Consider the following 18,127-nt stretch of genomic DNA (forward strand, 5'->3'; position numbering starts at 1 on the left):
GTCACTCAGAATGATCATCATCGCAATCGCCTGGCTCTACGTCGCGCTCATGCTGTCCCTCGGCGCCACCTCGATCATTGGAGGCCTGCTCACCTTCGTGGCCTGGGGGCCGCTCCCCCTTGCGATCTTCTGGTACATCTTCGGCAGGAAGCGGCGCAAACAGGAGTCTCCTGAGTGATCGTTCCGGCGTGATCACTCGCGCCAGATGACACTGGCCATACGTCCGGTCACGCCATCGCGACGATACGAAAAGAAGCGCGACGGGTCGCTGACCGTACACAGATCACCGCCGAAGATTGCATCCGCCGCCAAGCCGGCGCTTGCCAATCGCTGACGAGCCAGCATGTAGATGTCCGCCATCCAGCGATCCGCCTTTCCCGGCCGGAATGCCTGCTCTGCCGCCGCATCGTGACGCATGAATGCCTCACGCACCTCCGGGCCCACTTCGAACTGTGTCGGACCAATGGCAGGCCCCAACCAAGCAATGAGACTTTCCGGCGCCGCGCGCATCGTCGCGACGCTGGCTTCCAGCACGCCGCCGCACAACCCGCGCCAGCCCGCATGCGCAGCAGCCACGACGCTACCGGCCCGATCCGCAAAGAGCACGGGCAAGCAATCAGCAGTCATGATGGCGCAGGGTACGTTCGCACGGTGCGAGCAAATGGCATCCGCCTCGTCCCCTGAGGCGTCCAGATCAGAATCGATCACCGTGATGCCGTGCACCTGGTTGAGCCAGCGCGGCACAGCAGGCAGCAAGGCGTACAGACGCCCCCGGTTCTCTTCCACCGCGCTCGCAGCGTCGCCGACACGTCCGCCAAGATTGAAGCTGTCATAAGGCGCGGCGCTGACACCTCCGAAGCGTGTCGTAACGAAGGTCCTGACGCCTGCGGGTGCGGGCCAGTCAGGAACGATCACAGGCAATTCCTGCACGGACATGCGCCTTAGCTCTCGGTGCGCACAGCAGCAATCAGGGCGCGCAGGTCCTCGGCGAGCGGCACTTCCCATTGCACGGGCTGATGCGAGTCCGGATGCGTAAGCCCCAGACGGAATGCATGCAGCGCCTGCCTGTCGAAGCCCACTGCCGCTTTGATGGCCTGGCGTTTCGGACCATAGACCGGGTCGCCCACGAGCGCGTGACCGATGTGCGCCATGTGCACGCGAATCTGGTGCGTACGACCTGTTTCGAGCACGCACTCGACCTGCGAGCAGCGCGCGAAATGCTCGATCACCTTGAAGTGGGTACGCGCCGGCTTGCCGTTCTCCACCACCGCCATCTTCACCCGCTGATTGGGGTGACGACCGATGGGCGCGTCGATAAAGCCGACCTGGTTTGGCTTGCCGAGCACCAGTGCCGCGTAGTGACGCTTGACGGTGTGCTCCTGCAACTGGCGCACCAGATCAGTCTGTGCCGTCAATGTGCGCGCCACCACCATGAGACCGGAGGTTTCCTTGTCGAGACGATGCACGATGCCTGCACGCGGCAGACCTGCCAGCGACTCATCGTGAGCCAGCAAGGCATTGAGCAGCGTGCCGCTCCAGTTGCCGCTACCCGGATGCACAACCAGTCCGGCGGGCTTGTTGATCACGATGAGGTGCTCGTCCTCAAAGATGATGTCCAGCGGAATGGCTTCGGGCACGTCAGCCAGTTCAGCATTGCTGGCAACCGGTGCAACGGTCACCTGCTCACCGCCGATCAGCTTGTACTTGGTATCGAGCACGACCTGTCCGCCGACGCTGACACGGCCATCGCGGATCCAGTCCTGCAGACGGCTGCGCGAATGCTCCGGCAACATTTTTGCGAGGGCGGCGTCAAAGCGCAGCCCGGCCAGATCGAAGGGGATCTCGATCTGGACACTCGGTGGATCGGCCCTTCCGCTATAATCGGCGGTCTCTTTTGTTGGCGGTGTTGGAATGTTCAAGCTCACGGTTCGCAGTGTACCCGCAGTTCTGGCGATTGTTTGCGCACTTGGCCTGTCGGCATGTGCGAGCAACGACCGGCTCAAGGGCGAGACGCCACAGGCGCTCTTCGACGAAGCCAAGGAATTGCAGGCCGCCGGCTCGTACGAGCGCGCGATCAAGGGCTTCGAACAACTCGAGGGCACCTTCCCCTACGGTCGCCATGCCCAGCAGGCGCAACTCGAAATCGCCTACACCTATTACAAGATGCTGGACTCCGCGTCAGCCGTGGCTGCAGCAGACCGCTTCATCAAGCAATACCCCAGTCATCCCAACGTCGACTACGCGTACTACCTCAAAGGCCTGTCGACGCAGATTGCCGAAGACTCTTTCCTGAACATCATTTACGAACGGGACATTGCCGATCTCGATCAGGCATCCGTACGTGAGTCTTTCGACGTGTTCCGTGAGCTGGTGACACGCTTCCCGGACAGCCGCTACACACCGGACGCACGTGCCCGGATGACGCGCATCATCAACGCTCTGTCCCGTCACGAGCTGAAGGTTGCGCGCTACTACTTGCGTCGTGGCGCGCCGCTGGCAGCAGCCAATCGCGTCAAGGGCATCCTCAAGGATCATTCCGGTTCGCCGGTCATCGAAGAGTCCCTGGCCATCCTGATCACGAGCTACGACGAACTCGGCCTGCCTGTCCTCAAGGCCGATGCCGAACGCGTCTTGCGCCAGAACTATCCGCAGAGCGCATGGCTCTCGAAGAAGTACACGCCGCCGGATTACTGAGCCCGGCCCCGCTCCATATAACGCCGCCTCAGGGCGGCGTATTCATTGGCACTGTCCATCCCACCGACCGAGATCACCCCACATGCAGATCCACACCAGCATAGAAAGTCTGCGCAGTGCGCTACGCAATGCCGGAAAGGTGGCCTTCGCGCCCACCATGGGCAATCTGCACGCGGGCCACATCAGCCTGATGCGACAAGCACAGGATCACGGTGACTGCGTGGTCTCCAGTATCTTCGTCAATCGTTTGCAATTCGGCCCGCGCGAAGATTTCGACAAGTACCCGCGCACCTTTGACGCCGATTGCCAGCAGCTGCATGCGGCCGGCGTCGCCCACCTGTTCGCGCCCGATGAGACGGTGCTCTACCCGACGCCGCAGCAGTACTTCGTGCTCCCCGCGGAGACGCAGGACAGCATCCTTGAAGGCGCTGCACGCCCCGGTCATTTTCGTGGTGTTGCGACGGTCGTCACCAAGCTGCTGAACATCGTCCAGCCCGACACCGTGCTGCTTGGCAAGAAGGACTACCAGCAGCTCATGGTGATCCGCAACATGGTGCGCGAGCTGAACATGCCCATCGAAGTCATCGGCTGCGACACCGTGCGCGCCGAGGACGGCCTTGCGCTGTCCTCACGCAACGGCTACCTCTCGATGAACGCCCGTGCGGAGGCCCCGCGCCTGTTCGCGCAGCTGCAAGTGGTAGCGCGCGCCATCCAGTCCGGCCAGACCGATTTCGCCACGCTTGAAGCCGCCGCCAGCGCCCACCTGTACGAACACGGCTGGCATCCCGATTACATATCGGTACGTCGCCAGGCCGATCTGCTCCCGCCCTCACCGGGAGATGCCCTGGTCATTGTGGCAGCCGCCCGGCTGGAAAATACCCGCCTGCTGGATAACCTCGAAGTCAGCCTCGAACTCAGCCCCGAAGTCGCCTGACAGACGGGCTAACACCTGCACCAGCCGTCGTGACAACCTCGTTGCAAGCGTGGCATCTGCCACGCTTGCCAGCGCGTGTTGCGCGTGAATGGCACATGACTCAGGCAGGATAGCGCCAACTTAGCGCCAACCGTGCTCCAGCCACGGCATGTGCAGTATTTCACGACAAGAACGAGACGAGGATGACAGGTCGGACGGCAACTCATATGGGTCTTGCCCGGCTATGCCCGCTACCGGCTTTGCTGGCGGCTTGCCTGTGCCTGCTCGTCCTAGCCAACTCCGCGGCTCATGCAAGATCACAGGCAGCGCATGGCGCATCTGCTGATCACACTGCGCATGGCATGAACCTGAGCCCGGCCCTTGAGCAGGCTCGCCCCCCCTCCTTTGTCGATTCCGCTGCGGCACAGCTTGCGCTGGGCGATGCGCCGGAGACGCGCGTGCCGAACCGCGCTGTGGGGTCTGCCCTGTCGCAAGCCAGTGATATCGATAACGCCCCGCTGCGCCTCGAACACGTCCTGTCCTCATTGGGGCAACTGGTCGATCCGCGCAGCAACGACGCCGGTGCGCTCTCGAAGACACCAAGCTGGTCCAGCCTGTTGCGCTTTCTCTACTGGCTTGCCCTGCTACTGCTGGTCTGCCTGACCTTGCGTGACGCCCTGCGCCTGTTCAAGCATCTGCTATCCCGCCCGCCAGCCTTGCCCCCGTCGATGCCGTATGCGCCATGGCCCAGCATCAGCGTCGTGCTGGAAAGCCGTTCGCCCGTGCGGCTGGCAAGCAGCCTCGCAGCATTGGCGCAGGCAGAGTACCCCGCCGAACGCCTGAAGATCATCGTGCTCTGCCCGACCCATGAAGACGAGTTTTCAAGCGTCATCCAGGCGGCCAGAACGACGCTTCCCTGCCGCCTCGTCGCAAAGCAGAACAGCCTGGACGGCGACGTGGCCGGGCGCTGCTTCAATATCGGCATCCGCGATGGCAATGCCGAACTGGTGCTGGTCCTGTCTGACACCGCGCCATGCACACCGGGCGCCCTGAAAGCCTGCGCCGAACGCTTCTTTGATCCCTCGCTGGGTGCCTTGCTCGGCTTCCTGCCGGGTGCTTCAGTCGATGATCGCGCCCTCGTGCCGCGCATGCTCAACCTGCTGCGCATAGCCTCCCAGACGGCGGGGATGACCTCCGCGGCCGGGATGACGCCAGGCACTGGCCTGCTCGCGCTGCGCCGTTCGGCCGTTCGCACGATAGGCCTGAGCCCGACCCACACCACCGACTGCTTTGCCTTGTTACGGCAACTGGAGCACTTCGGCAGCCACCACGCGTTGCAGGAAGGCGTCACGGCTGCTGGCGCCACGGTACACAACTGGGAAGCGCGCTCGCGCTGGATCGCCGCATCCTCGCGCGCCTTTGCAACCACCCTGCCGCTCAACCCTCTCGGCTTGCTGGGCACTCATCGCGTCGTGCCTCTGAACTTCGGCATGCAGGGCAAACTCGCCTTGCCCGTGCTGTGGTGCATCGTCGCCATCGGCAGCCTCGTCCTGTATGTCACCGGCAACGCCCTCGCCGCAGCGACGGGCCTGGCCGTATGCGCTGCAACGGCCTATGGCGTCGACGGCATGCCATCCGCATTCAATGCAACGGCCGTACTGTTCCGCGTGCATGGGCGCCGCGCAGAAGCCAGCCTCGTCGCCTGGGCCCCCGTAGTGTTCTGCCACGACCTGATGGTGGCACTGGGTAGTGCGATGCAGGCGCTGTGGCGGCGCATCACCGATCGCGCGTTCGGCCGCACGCCCCCACCTGCCGAGAGCTTCCACACGCCGCTGCCGACCCAGCCCATTGAGCAGAGCACGCTGACATGAGCACACTGTCTCTCGGCACAGGTCTGTTTCTGTCCATCGCCTCGTGTGCGCTGCTGGCGCCACTGTGGCCGGCCTTGCGCCAGTGGCGCTCGCCACCTCCACCCGCCATGGCACTCGGCAACGGCCTGCGCAGCGAATGGGATGCTGCTGCACGCCTCGCTCAAACGCACGTCAGCGAGAACTTCGAGAAGCTGCTCGAGTTGTCCTCCCGCGACGGCGTCATACGCGGCGCGCATGCCGATGGCACCGCTTTCATGGTGCTCGGCATCAAGGACTACCTGTCGGAGCAACTCCCCCCCTCGGCGCGCCACCTGCGCATGCAGGTCATCGCTGCGCGTCATCTCGACATCCCCGGCGAGCTCGTCTGCGACCGCCTGATCTTCGCGCGCGGCAAGCTCAACATTGCACATAACGCGGTGCTCAAGACGGCCCTGTCGCAACGCGACGTGGCGATCGGCACGCGCGCGCGCATCCGCAACTGGGTGCATGCCGAGGGGCGCGTAGACGCTGCCGAAGGTGCCTTGCTCGCCGGTTGCGCCAGCGCGGGTAGCGAAATCAACCTGGCGCGCCGTGCGCGCTTCGAGCAGCTGACCGCACCGGTCATCCGCTTCGGTCGCAGCGAACCGCTGCGCGCGCCCGCCACACCCGTGCAGTTACTGCCCATGCAACCGCCCGGCAATGCCTTCATCCCCGGCGACGGGCGCTGGATCATCGACGGCGACATGAGCATTCCGCCCGGCCACAGTGTCAATGCACGTCTGGTCGTCAGCGGCTCCTTGCTGGTCGGCACCGGCAGCCGCCTGCGGGGCGATCTGCATGTCATGGGCGATCTGGTGATCCATCACGACGCCACGCTCAATGGCGCCGTGCGCTGCAATGGCGACATGCGTACAGGTGAATGCTGCCGCCTTGCCGGGCCCATCCTCGTCACTGGACAACTCACGGCCGGCAGCCAGACCGTTTTCGGCGCCGCGGATCAACTCAGCACTGTCGTCGCCAGTGACATCCGACTGCAGGAAGGTTGCCTGGCGCATGGCGCCGTGTGGGCACAACATCGCGGCGAAGTGCTGGCCGACTCGGCGCAAAACAGTGGCCCCCAGGCAGGCTCCGGGGGGACAGCATGAAGCCGGCACCGCAAGTACCTCATTCACGCGCACCGCGTGCGCGGCCGGTCTTCTCGACCAGCAAGCCGGCACGTGCCGAACCGCTGGTGCTGCCGATGATGGATCGCGTCCTGCAGGCCAGCGCGCTGGCAACCACCCTCACCGTCGTGCTGATCTTCGCGCTCAACCCTCTGACGCAGGTCTGGCATAACGCCCTGAATGCCTTGATCGAATGGCTCTCGCTGGACGCCCAGGTGATTGAACGCAGCATTCGCCTGAAACACGCGACACTGGGCTCGCGTCTCGGCCTGAGCATACCGGCCCAGATGCCCGACACCTCGTCCCTGACTCTGCACGGCCTGATGTGCGTCGGCATCTTCGGCCTGAGCTGGGCCGTGCGCAGCATGCCGCTACGCTGCGGCCTGCGCCTGCTGTGCGGCCTGCACGGGCTGGGTCTATTGATGGTCGTGATGCAAGGCGAGGCCTTTCCCTACAGCTTGCTCGAGCACACGCGCGTGCTCTACGACTCGTCGCTGATCTGGCTGCTGCTGACGCCGGCCCTGCTCGGCGCGGGCTTCTTCCTCGTGGAGCGCTCGTGGCCCAATCGCATTGCGGCTGCACTGCTGATCATCGGCTTCGAGATCTTCGCCTTGCCAATCAAGCTCGCCCTGCACAGCGTGCTGGTGGCGCTGCTGTCGCCCGCCGTGATCCCGCTGCTGTTCCTCGGCGCCGGGCCGGTGCTGGACATCCTGCTGCTGGCGGCGCTGTATGCGTGGGTGCTGACCTGGCCGCAGTTGAAATTCACGCTCAAGTAGCAGACGTAAAAAGGGCCGCAGATGCGGCCCTTGTTTTTCGTCCTGTCTGCGTCAGTCTTCCAGCGTCAGGATGCAGGCGCCTTCCTCTGCAACGCTCACCGCCGCGCGCAGATTGCCGAACATGTCGCGCCCCATGCCGTACTGCGGCTTCTCGATGTCGAAGGTGGCCGGCGTGCGCTGTGCGAACACCTGTTCATCCACTTCGATGCGCAGGATGCCGGCGTCCGAATCCAGCTCGATGATGTCACCATCTTGGACGCGTGCCAGCGCACCGCCCGCGGCCGCTTCCGGGCTGACGTGAATCGCGGCCGGCACCTTGCCGGAGGCGCCTGACATGCGGCCATCGGTCACCAGTGCAACCTTGAAACCCTTGTCCTGGCAGTTGGCCAGCGTCGGCGTGAGCTGGTGCAACTCAGGCATGCCGATGGCCTTCGGCCCCTGGAAGCGCAACACGGCAACGAAGTCCTGATCCTTCAGTTCGCCAGCCTTTGCTGCTTTCAGGAAGGCATCCTGGCTTTCGAACACCTTGGCCGGCGCGCGCACCTTGCGATGCTCCAGCTTGACGGCCGAGACCTTGATCACCGAGCGGCCCAGATTGCCCTGCAACAGGCGCAGACCGCCATCCGCACTGAATGGCGCAGCAGCCGTGCTGAGCACGCCGGGGTCGCCGCTTTCCTTTGCGGGCGCTTGCCACACGAGCTTGCCCGACTCCAGCACCGGCGCCGTGGCGTACTGCCGCAGGCCCTTGCCCGTAACCGTCAACACGTCGTCGTGCAGCAAGCCGGCATCGAGCAGTTCGCGGATAAGGAAAGCCATGCCGCCAGCTTCGTGGAACTGGTTCACGTCGGCCTTGCCGTTCGGGTACACCTTTGCCAGCAACGGTATGACATGCGAGAGCGATTCGAAGTCACTCCAGTCGATGATGATGCCGGCAGCACGCGCCATGGCGACGAGGTGCAGGGTGTGATTCGTCGAACCGCCCGTGGCGAGCAGGCCGATGATGCCGTTCACGATGGCGTTCTCGTCAATCACGCGACCGATCGGTGCGAAGTCCGGCCGGCCGTTGGTGATCTGCACGATGCGTTGCGCAGCGGCGCGCGTCAGCGCTGTGCGCAGCTCGGTGCCGGGCGGCACGAAGGCAGCGCTGGGCATGTGCAGGCCCATGATCTCCATGAGCATCTGGTTGGAGTTGGCCGTGCCATAGAAGGTGCAGGTGCCGGGTGCGTGGTAGGACTGCGATTCGCTCTCCAGCAATGCGTCCTGCCCGACCTCGCCCGCTGCGTATTGCTGGCGCACTTTGGCTTTCTGGTCGTTGGAGACGCCGGTCGGCATCGGGCCGCCGGGCACGAAGATGAAAGGCAGGTGGCCAAAGCGCAGCGCGCCGATCAGGAGGCCCGGCACGATCTTGTCGCACACGCCGAGACACAGGCCGGCGTCGAACATATTGTGTGACATGCCGATGGCCGTGCTCATGGCAATCACGTCGCGCGAGAACAGCGACAGCTCCATGCCGTCCTGGCCCTGGGTGATGCCGTCGCACATGGCCGGCACACCGCCCGCCACCTGTGCCGTCGCGCCGACTTCGCGCGCCGCCTGCTTGATGATGTCCGGATAGACGCCGAACGGCTGGTGCGCCGACAACATGTCGTTGTAGGCGGTGACGATGCCGATGTTGGGTGCCTTCAGGCTCAGGTCCTTGATGCGGAACTTGTCTTCTATCGGGCTGGCTGCAAAACCGTGGGCAAGGTTGGTGCAACCGAGCTGGCCGCGATAGGGCGAACCCGGGATGGCGGCGTCGAGGCGCGCCAGATAACGGGCGCGGCGTTCAGCGCTGCGATTGCGGATGCGGGCGGTCGTTTCGGCAATGCGGGGATCAAGAGACATTTTTATGGACCTCGGAAAATCGGGGTGACTTGTCAGGGGCAAGGCTCGGGGAACAAAAACTCGGGAATGCATTGAATTCCGAAGCAGCACGAAGCACGGAGCGTTCCAGTGCCACATGACGTGGAGCGGGCTTGGTGTGCGCCGCAACAGAAAGATATCGCATGATGCGCGGACTTGGGCAGCGCGGCAAACCCGAGGCCCGTCAGCCTCACATGACCCTGATCCAGGTCAGAGAACGAGCCAGGTGGTAAATTCGATGCCCCCGCTTTCACAGGACATCACGCCATGGCTCCCTTCATCTTCCCCGACCTCAAAGACAAACGCGTGCTGATCACCGGCTCGACCATGGGCATCGGCCTGGCCACGGCGCAGGCGTTTGCGCAGCAAGGCGCCAAGGTCGGCATCAATGGCCGCAAAGCACCGGAGCAAGTGGATACCTTGCTTGCCGACATGCAGGCAGCCGGCGGCGAGGCGGCCTTCTTCGCCGGAGACCTGTCACACAGCGCGGGCTGTGCCCAGCTGGTCGCGGACTTCGTGGCGCACTTCGGCGGCATCGATGTGCTCATCAATAACGCCGGTGGGCTGGTCGGCCGCAAGCCGCTGGAGAGCATCGACGACGCCTTCTTCGACGCGGTGGCCGATCTCAACATGCGCTCCATGCTGATGACCACGCAGGCTGCCCTGCCCCATCTGCGTGAATCCGCGAAGCAATCGGGCCAGACCGCCAGCGTGATCAGCGTCGGCTCGATCGCGGGTTACACCGGCGGCGGCCCGGGTGCATCGCTGTATGGCGCGGCCAAGGCATGGGTACACAACGTGCAGAAGAACTGGGTGGATTTCCATACCAAGGATGGCATCCGCTTCAACATCGTCTCGCCGGGCACGGTGGATACGGCATTCCACGCCGACAAGAACGAGGAAGTGCGCCAGCGCATCAGCAGTGGCATTCCCATGGGGCGCTTCGGTCTGGCGGCCGAAATGGCGCCGGCCTTCCTGTTCTTCGCCTCGCACGCCTGCAGCGGCTACGTGACGGGGCAGATTCTCGACGTCAATGGCGGGCAGTTCATGCCCTGAGCCCTACCAGGAAATGGCGAGACCAGAACGGCGCTGAGGCGCCGTTTTTCATGTCAGGCGGAGCGCCACGCGCCTGCCAATGGCCGCTCAGAGGTGAGCCAGACACGAGAATTCGTGAAATTTGTCAAAGCAACAACAAATACCCCCATGGCATTTTTTATTGCCTCGCAACAATTCACATTCCCCTGCCTGCGACAGCAAGAAGCACTGCGCGCTGCGGGTATACCGTAGTGAAATCAATTCTCACAGCGGCCCGTGCTGGCGCCCTTACTGCAGATCTCCGCAGCGCAGCATGGAAATATCAGCAAGTCGCAGAAATTTTTTTGTATTTTTCTCGTTTTTGTCGTTGCTGGCGCTTGAAATCTCTCACACACTCCGCCCCATCGCAGTACATGAACCGGAGACAACGGTCTGGCTGCGACGCAAGTTGGCTGTATTCAAAAAAACATCAGGAGGCAAAGCATGAAATTCAAGCATCTGAAGAGCGCTGTGGCAGTCGCCGCAGTCATCGCCGCCACGCAAGCAATCGCAGGTCCCGTTGGCTATGGCGCCGCAACCACCGGCGGTGGCAGCAAGGCCGCAGTGAGCGTCAGCACGATGGCCGCCATGCAAGCTGCGATTGATGCCTACGACGGCACGAGCGGTCTGGTCCTGAGCTACACCGGCACCTTCAACTTTGCCTCCATCACCGACGTTTGCACGCAGTGGAAGCTCGACGCACAAACGGTCGAAATCAAGGGCAAGAGCAACATCACGATCCGTGGTGCAAACGGCTCTTCTGCCAACTTCGGTATCCACGTTGCCGGCGCATCGAGCAACATCATCATCCAGAACATGACCATCGGCCTGCTGCGCGGTGGCGAAGCAGCTGACTCGATCTCGCTTGAAGGCATGTCCAGCGGCATCCCGTCGAACATCTGGGTTGATCACAACACGATCTTCGCCTCGCTGACCGAATGTTCGGGCGCAGGCGACGCATCCTTCGACGGCGGTATCGACCTCAAGAAGGGCGTCAAGAACGTCACCATCTCGTACAACTACATCCACGACTACCAGAAGGTCAGCCTGAACGGCTACAGCGATAGCGACACGGCGCACGACGCAGCGCGCACGACCTATCACCACAACCGCTTCGAGACCATCAAGTCGCGCCTGCCGCTGCAGCGCCGTGGCCTGACGCACATCTACAACAACTACTTCAACGACGTGCACACCTCGGGCATCAACGTGCGCATGGGCGGCATGTCGCTGATCGAGTCGAACTACTTCGAGAACATCGTCAATCCAGTCACCTCGCGTGACAGCGAAGCGATCGGCTACTGGGATCTGCGTAACAACTACGTCGGCGCCAACATCACCTGGACGGCCTCCGAGTCGACCTCCAAGCCTTGGGTGAACGCCACCAACTGGACCACGACCAAGGCCTTCGGCTCGACCGGTTACGCCTACATGACGGACTCGGCAGCCTGCGTGAAGAACATCGCCATCGCTACGGCCGGTGCTGCTACCAACATGAAGGAATCGAACGGCTCCTGCTCCGGCACCGCCGCAAGCAGCAGCTCGTCGAGCGCAGCTTCCAGCAGCGTTGCCAGCAGCTCCTCGTCTTCCAGTGTGGCGTCGAGCAGCTCCTCCAGCGTTGCTTCCAGCAGCAGCTCCAGCGCAGCCTCGTCGAGCGCAGCTTCGAGCAGCAGCTCGTCGGCCAGCGGCGCACCGGTCCTGAGCGGCACGGGTGACTATCCAACGGGCTTCAGCAAGTGCGCTGACCTCGGCGGCACCTGCTCGGTCAGCTCCGGCACCGGTTGGGTTGCATTCGGTCGCAAGGGCAAGTGGGTCACCAAGTACGTTGGCGTCGGCAGCAGCGTCGCATGTACCGTTGCCGCCTTCGGTAGCGATCCGCTCGGCAACCCGAACAAGTGCTCGACGCAAAACTGATCCAGCACCCGTAGTCAGCAAAAGAGAAACGGCGCCTCAGGGCGCCGTTTTTGCATTTCCGCGTCGGGAGAGGCCCCGCCATCAGTCCGTTGAACTCCGGAATCTGACAAAGAAGCTCAAATTATTCGGGATTTGTGAAAAAAATCTGCTGCCGAAGATTAGTGCAGCGCACCAGACCTCGCCTGGCACCTTCGAGGCGCACGGCTTGCGCCCCTCCCGGACGCAAATAACGACACCATCCCCCCTTGGCAGCATGACAGGGTGCGGCCCTCCTCCACTGATCATCCCCCCTGAGACCGCGGCCTCGCCCTGGAAATACCCTGCGCCGCAGCATTCCATGGGCATTTTTTCGACGTGCGGATTGTCACATCGCGCGGCTTGTCAACGTTGTTATGTCAGAGAAAGTCTTACAGACTGACCAGATCGCAGGCAGGAAAGGGATCAGGTTTTGCGAATCCCTCTGCGATTTGTTGTTGGCGATTTGCGTAGCACCTACAGCAGCACACAAGAAAACCTCAGGAGACAAACAATGAAATCGACGTATCTGAAGAGTGCGTTGGCACTGGCCGTCGTGGCCGCCGCAACGCAAACAGCTGTTGCCGGCCCCGTGGGTTACGGCGCTGCCACCACCGGCGGCGGTAGCAAGGCTGCCGTCACCGTCACCTCCCTGGCAGCAGCGCAGGCAGCAGTCGACTCTTACGATGGCAGCAGCGGTCTCGTGCTGAACTACACGGGCACCTTCAATTTCGCTTCGATCAGTGATCCCTGCACGCAGCACAGCAAGGCTGCACAGATCCTTGAGGTGAAGAACAAGAACAACATCACGATCAAGGGCGCCAACGGCTCTTCGGCAAACTTCGGTATCCATATTGCCGGCACGGCCAGCAACATCATCGTTCAGAACATGACCATCGGCCTGCTGCCCGGCGGCGAAGCGGCTGACTCGATTTCGATCGAAGGCATGTCCAGCGGCGCGCCAAGCAACGTCTGGATCGACCACAACACGATCTTCAGCAAGCTGGTTGACTGTTCCGGCGCAGGCGATGCTTCGTTCGACGGCGCGATCGACAACAAGAAGGGTGCCAAGAACATCACCTATTCTTACAACTACATCCACGATCATCAGAAAGTTGCGCTGAACGGCCACAGCGATAGCGACAGCACCAACTCGTCCATGACGGTTACGTATCACCACAACCGTTTCGAGAACGTGAAGTCGCGCCTGCCACTGCAACGCATGGGCAAGACGCACAGCTACAACAACTACTACAACAACGTCTCCACCTCGGGCATCAACGTCCGCATGGGCGGCATCGCGCTGATCGAGTCCAACTACTTCGAAAACGTGAAGAACCCTGTGACGTCGCGCGACAGCTCGTCGATCGGCTACTGGGATCTGCGCAACAACTACGTTGGTGCCAACATCACCTGGGACACGCCTGATTCGGCAACGGTGAATGCGACCAACTGGACGACGACCAAGGCCTTCGGCTCGACCGGTTACAGCTACACGGTTGATTCGGCTGCTTGCGTGAAGTCCATCGTCATCGCAACGGCAGGTGCCGGTACGAATCTGGCAACGACGGCCAGCTGCTCGGCAACCTCCAGCAGCTCGTCCTCGAAGGCTTCGAGCAGCACCGCAACCAGCAGCTCGTCCTCGTCGAAGGCTTCATCGAGCTCCAGCAGCGTCGCTTCCAGCAGCTCGTCCAGCAAGGCTTCGAGCAGCGCAGCTTCGTCGAGCAGCTCCTCTGCTTCCGGCGCGCCTGTCCTGACTGGCACGGGTGACTACCCGGATGGCTTCAGCAAGTGCGCGAACCTGGGCGAAACCTGCTCCGTATCCAAGGGTACAGGCTGGGTTGCATTCGGCCGCAAGGGTAGCTGGGTCACCAAGAAGGTTACGGTTGGTGGCAGCATCGCTTGTACCGTGGCAGCCTTCGGCAGCGACCCTGCAGGCAACCCGAACAAGTGCTCGATCCAGAACTGAGCATTGATCGCGTAACAAGAAAACGGCGCCCGAGGGCGCCGTTTTTCATGGCCCCTGCAGTCTCACAGCATCCCAACGAGATCCACGGCCTTGAATCTGAATTGTTTTTTATAAAAATTAAATTCATGACAAATGGGTTCGCCTTCCTGAATCTTCCGTAACGCACAAGCTGATGGCAGACAATGTCATGAACGAACACGGCACATGTTTTCTCCAGCAAACCGGCGCCGTTGGCTCGCAAGAGCTGCGCGCCTGCGGCCAAAGTGGAGACCGGGAACAAGGTTTCGATGAATGCGGCGCAGCATTCCATCGGCATTTCCGGAAAGCACGCCTGGCGCTGCTAGCGCGGTTCCGGAATATTGCGTTGTCCCCAAAAGTCTTACAGACTGCCTGAGTCGCAGGAATGGTTTGATGACGTTGCGGTTCTCTCCTGCGGTGCTGGTTGAGTCAGCAGTACACAAAAACACAAGGAGACGAGCAATGAAATCGATGCATCTGAAGAGCCTTCTGGCGCTGACAGCAATCGCTGCTGCAGCACAGGCTTCCGCCGGCCCTGTTGGTTACGGCGCGGCGACAACGGGCGGCACCGGCGGTGAAGTGGTCAATGCCAGTTCGCGCGACGCCATCCAGGCCGCCATTGACACACTGAAGGCCAACCCACGCAAACTCATCATCAATGTGAGTGGCAACATCTCGGGCGATACCGTGGTGCTCGACGGCAAGGTCGGTGGCAATAACGTCTCGATCATCGGCGTCGGCAACACCGCCAACTTCACGACCGGCATCAAACTGAAGAACGGCGCCAGCAACGTCATCATCCGTAACCTGACGATCCACCACGTCAATACGGGCGACAAGGACGGCATCGGTGTGGAAGGCACGTCATCGAACGTCTGGATCGACCACAACACGCTCTACAGCTCGCTCGACGTGGACAAGGACTACTACGACGGCATGGCTGACACGAAGAAGGGTGCCGACAAGATCACCATCTCGTACAACTACTTCCACGATCACCACAAGGCCTCGCTGCATGGTTACAGCGACAGCGACACCACCACGCGCAACATCACGATCCACCACAACCGTTGGGAGAACATCGGCTCGCGGACGCCGCTGCAACGCTACGGCAAGGTGCACATCTACAACAACTACTACAACAACATCCTGGTCAGCGGTATCAACATCCGCGTCGGCGCTCTGGCCCTGATCGAAAGCAATTACTTCGAAAACGTGAAGAACCCTGTCACCTCGCGCGACAGTGATTCGATCGGCTACTGGGACCTGCGCAATAACTACGTTGGCTCGGGCATCACGTGGGATCAACCTGATTCGGCGACCGTCAATGCCACCAACTGGACCACCACCAAGGCATACGGCTCCACTGGCTACGCTTACATCGTTGATGCAGCCTCCTGCGTGAAGAACGTGGTGATCGCTACAGCCGGTGCAGGCAAGAATCTGGCCGAATCGAATGGCTCCTGCACGACCACCAGCTCCTCCTCGAGCACAGCCACCAGCAGCTCGTCCTCGAAGTCATCGAGCTCCAGCAGCGTTGCCTCCAGCAGCTCGTCCAGCGCGGCATCTTCGTCGGCCAGCAGCTCGTCCGGCAGTGGCCCTGTACTGAGCGGCACGGGTGACTATCCGGACGGCTTCAGCAAGTGCGCCAACCTGGGCGAAACCTGCGCAGTCAGTAAGGGCACGGGCTGGGTGGCATTCGGTCGCAAGGGCAAGTGGGTCACCAAGAACGTCGGCGTAGGCAAGAGCATTGCTTGTACCGTCGCGGCCTTCGGTAGCGATCCAGGCGGCAACCCGAACAAGTGCTCCACCCAGAACTGAAGCAGTTCCGGGCCTGAAAGCAACTTGTATGAAAAATGCCGTTCAGCGTGCTGAACGGCATTTTTCTTTGTTCCGCGACAGTTGCCGCCGATACGGCGGCTTCAGTAGTGCGGCGGAATGTTGTCACGCGCGTCGGTTTTCTCCGCCGAAGTGTTTGTCTGCATCTGTTGATACAACAAGCGCAGTTGCTGTTGCAGATGGTCCAGCTGCTCCTGCTGCCGAAACACCGTGTGGTTCAACTCCTCAAGCAGATGCTCGGCGAAGGCGAGTTTGGACTCCAGATTGATGAGGCGGTCTTCCATGGTTCACATCCTGTCGGCAGCGCCGCGGCATGGCCGCGTGCGAGGCGGCGATTGTATGTCCATCGGGCTCGCCGCTCCAGCCTCGGCACGGCCTGTCTGACAGTCTCGAATCGTCCTTGACCTTTCGCGAGGCAGCTACCACGCTGTCCAAGGCGATGATGTTTGCATCCGCAGGAGCTACCAGAACTGCTCGCAACCGCAAAAAACATCAACGTCGACATTCAACTGACATCAACAGGAAGGGCTTTATCGAATCACACAGTTACATCGTTTTTATCAAAAATACGAAAAGGAGACACACTGTGAAGCTGCTACACCTCATCTCTAGCGCGCTGCTCGCCACCACGCTGTCGTTCGGTGCGCACGCCGCCAATCGTCCTGGCGGTTACGTCACCATCTGCACCGAAGGCAAGACCTGCTCCGTCAGTAGTGCTACCAGCGTGGCTTACGGCCGTGCCGACAAGTTCACGTTCAAGACCCTCACCGGCAGCTTCGTTTGCAGTGAGGCCACTTTCGGAGCGGGCACCAAGGTCGCGGGCGGCACCAACGAGTGCTCGGTCCCGAGCGGCACGTCATCAAGCTCCAGCAGCGTCACCCCGTCATCCTCGAGTTCGTCAAAGTCTTCGTCTTCAAGCGTAACGCCGTCGTCGAGCTCCTCGTCATCCTCCACCCCACCAGCCTCGTCCAGCTCTTCCAAATCGTCAGCCAGCAGCTCTGTGGTTGCCTGCACCACCACGGGCGGCACACCGACCGATGGCTTCAAGGTTGACGGTTTTGCCTCGATCAACGCGCTGGGACTCGGCACGACCACGGGCGGTGTCGGTGGCTGCGTGGTCAAGGTAAAGACGCTTGACGAGCTGAAGACCTACAGCGACTCCAACAACAAGTACGTGATCCTGATCGACGGCGTGATCGATCTGGCCGGCATGGTGCCACTGCGCTCCGACAAGACCGTCATCGGCCTGTCGGGCTCCAAGCTCATCAACGGCGGCTTCGAGATCTACAAGCGTCAGAACATCGTGATCCGCAACGTCTTCTTCCAGGGCGCGCCGGATGACACGCTGAAGATCAACCAGAACACGCACCACGTGTGGGTCGATCACTGCACCTTCTCCGACGGCGATGTCTATCCGGACGGCAAGGAACACGATGGCCTCTTCGACATCACGCGCCAGACCAGCAACATCACGATCAGCTACAGCCTGTTCAAGAATCACAGCAAGACCATGCTGATCGGGCACAGCGACTCGGCGTCCGATGACACAGGCTTCCTGAAGACAACGATTCATCACAACGTCTTCGCGACCGACCAGCGTCATCCGCGCGTGCGTTTCGGTGAGGTGCACGTCTACAACAATTACTACCTCGCCAACTCGCTCTACGGCGTCGCATCGACGATGAATGCCAAGGTGCTGCTGGAAGGTAATTACTTCAAGAACGTGCCGTACCCGAGCTACGTCGGCTATGCAGAATCCGGCCCGGGCGAGCTGGTCCAGCGCAACAACATCCTGGACAACTCCGGCCCGTTCCAGACAGCAGGTTCGGCCTTCGATCCGAAGACCTACTACAGCTACACGGTTGACGATCCTTCGACGATTCCCAATCTGACCAGCAAGGTCGGCGTCGGCATCATTGACCCCTGGAAGGCTGCAGGCACAGCACCATTCTGACGCGCTTGAGGCATACATGAAAAACGGGGCGCATCGGCCTGGCCGG

The 18,127-nt window shown here is 61.7% G+C and carries 16 protein-coding genes; 12 read left to right on the forward strand and 4 right to left on the reverse strand.

Features of this window, described 5'->3' with window-relative positions:
* The first annotated feature begins 10 nt into the window (after positions 1-10).
* Positions 11-178: a hypothetical protein gene (locus VVD49_RS15130; RefSeq protein ID WP_327600041.1), complete on the forward strand. Its 168-nt coding sequence runs from the start codon at positions 11-13 to the stop codon at positions 176-178.
* A 14-nt stretch (positions 179-192) separates the two neighbouring features.
* On the opposite strand, the gene pgeF is transcribed toward VVD49_RS15130, so the two are convergent.
* Both pgeF and rluD read right to left on the reverse strand, forming a co-directional pair.
* Entirely contained in the window at positions 193-936 is a 744-nt protein-coding gene (pgeF, locus tag VVD49_RS15135) for a peptidoglycan editing factor PgeF (protein ID WP_327600042.1), read from the reverse strand.
* Between the two features lie 5 nt (positions 937-941).
* On the reverse strand, positions 942-1,925 hold the full coding sequence (gene rluD, locus VVD49_RS15140) for a 23S rRNA pseudouridine(1911/1915/1917) synthase RluD (protein WP_416384907.1): 984 nt from the start codon (positions 1,923-1,925) through the stop codon (positions 942-944).
* On the opposite strand from rluD, the gene VVD49_RS15145 reads away from it, so the two are divergent.
* The 5 genes from VVD49_RS15145 (at position 1,912) to VVD49_RS15165 (ending at position 7,396) form a co-directional block, all read left to right on the forward strand.
* Entirely contained in the window at positions 1,912-2,694 is a 783-nt protein-coding gene (locus VVD49_RS15145; protein ID WP_327600044.1) for an outer membrane protein assembly factor BamD, read from the forward strand. The genes rluD and VVD49_RS15145 overlap by 14 nt on opposite strands.
* A gap of 82 nt (positions 2,695-2,776) precedes the next feature.
* On the forward strand, positions 2,777-3,628 hold the full coding sequence (gene panC, locus VVD49_RS15150; RefSeq protein WP_327600045.1) for a pantoate--beta-alanine ligase: 852 nt from the start codon (positions 2,777-2,779) through the stop codon (positions 3,626-3,628).
* A gap of 341 nt (positions 3,629-3,969) precedes the next feature.
* Positions 3,970-5,478 carry a glycosyltransferase family protein gene (locus tag VVD49_RS15155; RefSeq protein WP_327600046.1) on the forward strand — a complete coding sequence of 503 codons (1,509 nt, stop codon included), beginning with the start codon at positions 3,970-3,972 and terminating at the stop codon, positions 5,476-5,478.
* The gene (locus VVD49_RS15160; protein WP_327600047.1) at positions 5,475-6,602 is read left to right on the forward strand and encodes a bactofilin family protein; all 1,128 of its coding nucleotides are present in this window, start codon (positions 5,475-5,477) and stop codon (positions 6,600-6,602) included. The genes VVD49_RS15155 and VVD49_RS15160 overlap by 4 nt, the downstream gene beginning before the upstream one ends.
* Positions 6,599-7,396 (forward strand): hypothetical protein, encoded by a 798-nt coding sequence (locus tag VVD49_RS15165; protein WP_327600048.1) that lies wholly within the window; start codon positions 6,599-6,601, stop codon positions 7,394-7,396. The genes VVD49_RS15160 and VVD49_RS15165 overlap by 4 nt, the downstream gene beginning before the upstream one ends.
* Before the next feature lie 51 nt (positions 7,397-7,447).
* On the opposite strand, the gene edd is transcribed toward VVD49_RS15165, so the two are convergent.
* Positions 7,448-9,280, reverse strand: a complete 1,833-nt coding sequence (gene edd / locus VVD49_RS15170; protein WP_327600049.1) for a phosphogluconate dehydratase — start codon at positions 9,278-9,280, stop codon at positions 7,448-7,450.
* A gap of 285 nt (positions 9,281-9,565) precedes the next feature.
* Here edd and VVD49_RS15175 point away from each other — a divergent pair, with 285 nt between their 5' ends.
* The 5 genes from VVD49_RS15175 (at position 9,566) to VVD49_RS15195 (ending at position 16,109) form a co-directional block, all read left to right on the forward strand.
* Positions 9,566-10,354 carry an SDR family NAD(P)-dependent oxidoreductase gene (locus VVD49_RS15175; RefSeq protein WP_327600050.1) on the forward strand — a complete coding sequence of 263 codons (789 nt, stop codon included), beginning with the start codon at positions 9,566-9,568 and terminating at the stop codon, positions 10,352-10,354.
* Between the two features lie 292 nt (positions 10,355-10,646).
* The gene (locus VVD49_RS15180; RefSeq protein WP_327600051.1) at positions 10,647-10,820 is read left to right on the forward strand and encodes a hypothetical protein; all 174 of its coding nucleotides are present in this window, start codon (positions 10,647-10,649) and stop codon (positions 10,818-10,820) included.
* Positions 10,817-12,286: a pectate lyase family protein gene (locus VVD49_RS15185; protein ID WP_327600052.1), complete on the forward strand. Its 1,470-nt coding sequence runs from the start codon at positions 10,817-10,819 to the stop codon at positions 12,284-12,286. The genes VVD49_RS15180 and VVD49_RS15185 overlap by 4 nt, the downstream gene beginning before the upstream one ends.
* Positions 12,287-12,815: 529 nt before the next feature.
* On the forward strand, positions 12,816-14,270 hold the full coding sequence (locus VVD49_RS15190; protein ID WP_327600053.1) for a pectate lyase family protein: 1,455 nt from the start codon (positions 12,816-12,818) through the stop codon (positions 14,268-14,270).
* Positions 14,271-14,750: 480 nt separating this feature from the next.
* Positions 14,751-16,109, forward strand: a complete 1,359-nt coding sequence (locus tag VVD49_RS15195) for a pectate lyase family protein (protein ID WP_327600054.1) — start codon at positions 14,751-14,753, stop codon at positions 16,107-16,109.
* A 101-nt stretch (positions 16,110-16,210) separates the two neighbouring features.
* Here VVD49_RS15195 and VVD49_RS15200 read toward each other — a convergent pair whose 3' ends face one another.
* Positions 16,211-16,411: a SlyX family protein gene (locus VVD49_RS15200; RefSeq protein WP_327600055.1), complete on the reverse strand. Its 201-nt coding sequence runs from the start codon at positions 16,409-16,411 to the stop codon at positions 16,211-16,213.
* Positions 16,412-16,713: 302 nt separating this feature from the next.
* Between VVD49_RS15200 and VVD49_RS15205 the strand changes: the two genes are divergently transcribed.
* Entirely contained in the window at positions 16,714-18,081 is a 1,368-nt protein-coding gene (locus tag VVD49_RS15205; protein WP_327600056.1) for a pectate lyase family protein, read from the forward strand.
* Positions 18,082-18,127 lie beyond the last annotated feature (46 nt).

Origin of the sequence: Uliginosibacterium silvisoli (assembly GCF_036017035.1) — a bacterium.
GTDB lineage: Bacteria > Pseudomonadota > Gammaproteobacteria > Burkholderiales > Rhodocyclaceae > Viridibacterium > Viridibacterium silvisoli.